Source organism: Streptomyces sp. NPDC002324, from assembly GCF_053593335.1.
In genome coordinates, this window is sequence record NZ_JBSFCF010000090.1 from 1 (window position 1) to 3,550 (window position 3,550).

At 67.6% G+C, this 3,550-nt stretch carries 1 protein-coding gene; it reads left to right on the forward strand.

The window, feature by feature from the left end; genetic code table 11:
* Positions 1-312: 312 nt before the first annotated feature.
* Positions 313-3,057 (forward strand): tetratricopeptide repeat protein, encoded by a 2,745-nt coding sequence (locus ACWCRJ_RS44460; RefSeq protein WP_450944680.1) that lies wholly within the window; start codon positions 313-315, stop codon positions 3,055-3,057.
* Positions 3,058-3,550 lie beyond the last annotated feature (493 nt).

A 3,550-nucleotide genomic window follows, 5' to 3' on the forward strand; every position in this document is an offset into this window, starting at 1 on the left:
GGGACGGGTTACCTCATTGCGGACTGCTTGGTCCTGACCGCGTACCACAACATCAAGCAGGCGGGATCTGCCTCCGAGCGGGCGGTGGAGGTGCGGCGGCTCGCCCTCTACGGGCAAGACCAGGCCGCGTGGGTGTCAGCCGAGGTGTTGTGGCCGGAGAAGTCCCCGGACTTTGAGCAGGACCCGCACACGGATGCCGCCCTGCTGCTCATCACCGATGTGGCCTGGCCGCCCCCTGCCTCCGCGACCCCAGTGCGTTGGGGACGCTTACCGCTACCTGGTGTTGCCGAGACTCGGGTGGCCTGTGTTGCGGTGGGGTTCCCACAGGCCGAGCAGCGGGACGGGCTGCGCGACACTAAGCAGATCAGCGGGCATATCGAGACCCTGAGCGGCCTGAAGTCGGGTCTGATCGCTGCACACGTCGATGGGGTAGCTGTCCCTGGTAAGGCCGGAAAGGCGTCGTCCTGGTCCGGGGCATCCGGGGCTGCCCTGTTCTGCGGGGACCTGCTGACCGGGGTCCTGACCACCGACCGCACGGGGCAATACCCGGGCACCCAGCTCATCGCCGTCCCCCTGGTCACGCTCGCTGCTCGCCCGGGCTTCACCAGCACCATCAAAGCCGCAGGCAACCTGATGTCTCTCGAAGACATCACCCTCTCCGCCAGCGGTGACCGCCAATCATCCGGTCCTTATGACGTGGACGCTCCCCTGGGCCTTCACAACCTCCCCGATCTGCCTACCAGGATCTTCGTCGGCCGTGAGGAGGCCCTGAGCACTCTTGTAGCCGCCATGGATCGGGGCTCCAAGGCGATCACGCAGACCGTTCAGGGGCTCGGCGGTGTCGGCAAGACCACCCTGGCTCTGCACTATGCCCACACCCACCGCGACGCCTACCAGTTGGTTTGGTGGATTCGCGCCGACACCCCTGAACAGATCACTACTGACCTCGCCGGCCTGACCACTCGGATCAACGGCGGCGTCACCAGCCGCACAACTGCCGAAGACGCGGAGTGGGCCATCGGATGGCTCCAGACCCACCCCGGCTGGCTTCTCATTCTCGACAACGCCGAACATCCCGACACCACCCGCCACCTGATAGGCCAGCTCCACCACGCCGGACGCCACCTCATCACCAGCCGCTATGTGAACGGCTGGCCCACCGCCCCCCTCGCCCTTCCTCTCCTTACACCTGCTGCCTCACTCGACCTGCTCACCCGGGTCACCGGCCTGATCGACACCGACAACCAACACCACGCCTGCCTGCTCGCCGACGAACTCGGCCACCTCCCCCTCGCCCTCGAACAAGCCGGCGCTTTCATCACCCAGAGCCACATCCCCTTCAGCACCTACCGAGACCTGCTCCGCCAGCACCCGGCCCAGACCACCAGCGCTGCTCCCGCAGGCAGCGACCCCCAACGCACCATGGCCCGCATCTGGCGCATCACCCTCGACGCCCTCCACCGAGACACCCCTCTGGCCGTCGACATCCTGCGCACCGCCGCCTGGTACGCCCCCACCGCCACCCCCCGCACCCTGCTCGCCCCCCTGACCGACGATCCCGTCAGCTACGCCCAAGCCCTGAGCCAGCTCGCCGCCTACAACATGATCACCCTGGACGGCGACACCCTCAGCGTCCACCGCCTCGTCCAGACCGTCGCCCGCACCCCCGACCCCGACACGACAGACGCCACCGACCCCCACCGCACCCAAGACACCATCACCACCGCCCGCCAGCACGCCACCGCCCTCTTGCGCACCGCACTGCCCGATCAACCGCGAACGAACGTGGCCGGATGGCCCACCTGGAGCACCCTGCTCCCCCACGCCGAAGCCCTCATCACCGCCACCGACCCCGCCCACGACACCGAAGACACCGACCTCCTCCTTACCGACACCGCCATCTACCTGGAAGGTCAAGGTCAGGTCACCCAGGCCAACATCTACAAGAAGCGCTCCCTGGACGCCTCCATCCGCCTTCACGGCCCCGACCACCCCTCCACGCTCTCCTCCCGCAACAACCTCGCGTACGCCTACGAGACGGCGGGGGACCTGGGCCGGGCCATCCGGCTGTACGAACAGACCCTCACCGACCGAGTGCGGGTCCAGGGCGAGGACCACCCCTCTACCCTCACCTCCCGCAACAACCTCGCCGGCGCCTACGAGACGGCGGGGGACCTGGGCCGGGCCATCCCGCTATACGAACAGACCCTCACCGACCGGGTGCGGGTCCTGGGCGAGGACCACCCCTCTACGCTCGCCTCCCGCAACAACCTCGCGTATGCCTACCAAGCGGCGGGGGACCTGGGCCGGGCCATTCCGCTGTACGAGCAGACCCTCACCGACCGGGTGCGGGTGCTGGGCGAGGACCACCCCTCTACGCTCGCCTCCCGCAACAACCTTGCGGGCGCCTACCACGCGGCGGGGGACCTGGGCCGGGCCATTCCGCTGTACGAGCAGACCCTCACCGACTCCGTGCGGGTCGTGGGCGAGGACCACCCCTCTACGCTCGCCTCCCGCAACAACCTCGCGTATGCCTACCAAGCGGCGGGGGACCTGGGCCGGGCCATCCGGCTGTACGAACAGACCCTCACCGACCGGGTGCGGGTCCTAGGCGAGGACCACCCCGACACGCTCTCCTCCCGCAACAACCTCGCCGGCGCCTACCACGCGGCGGGGGACCTGGGCCGGGCCATTCCGCTGTACGAGCAGACCCTCACCGACTCCGTGCGGGTCCTGGGCGAGGACCACCCCTCTACGCTCTCCTCCCGCAACAACCTCGCGTATGCCTACCAAGCGGCGGGGGACCTGGGCCGGGCCATTCCGCTGTACGAGCAGACCCTCACCGACCGGGTGCGGGTGCTGGGCGAGGACCACCCCTCTACGCTCGCCTCCCGCAACAACCTTGCGGGCGCCTACCACGCGGCGGGGGACCTGGGCCGGGCCATCCCGCTATACGAACAGACCCTCACCGACTGTGTGCAGGTGCTGGGTGAAGACCACCCCACCACTCGCGTTGTCAGCGCTAACCTCAAGCACGCGAAGTCGACCCGCACCTGATCCGCCTAACCACGAGCAGCGACTCCCGGTCAAGCATGTCAGCCCCCATGCCCGAGCCAGTTCCCCTAGTCGCTTGATCAGCCAGCGCATGCCCACGGGTAACCAGCCCGATGTACACATACGAAAGCGACCTCATCAAGCTTCTTGAACAGCGACGTTATTGCTGCATCAGCAAGACTTGACCGATGCTCGTGGAGAGCGGTGGCAGGTGGGGGCGCCGAGGGTTCGCCGCAGTCTCGGCGATCTTGCTTGGTAGGTGCTGCGCCGACGGTCTGCGCTTGATCAGCTTCCGGTTGCTTCCTATCGCAGGGGAGTGGATCGTCATTCCGGGGCATTTCTCCAGTCGGTAGCCGCTACTCTGCCCACCTGGCGTCACTTCAGCAGACCAGGGGGAGTTGGGTATGTCGCAGGAGCCGTGGGCGGGTTTGTCTGAGGCGATCAGTGCGATCCGGGCTGAGTTGGAGCAGGCCATGGCCGATGGTGACGGGCATGC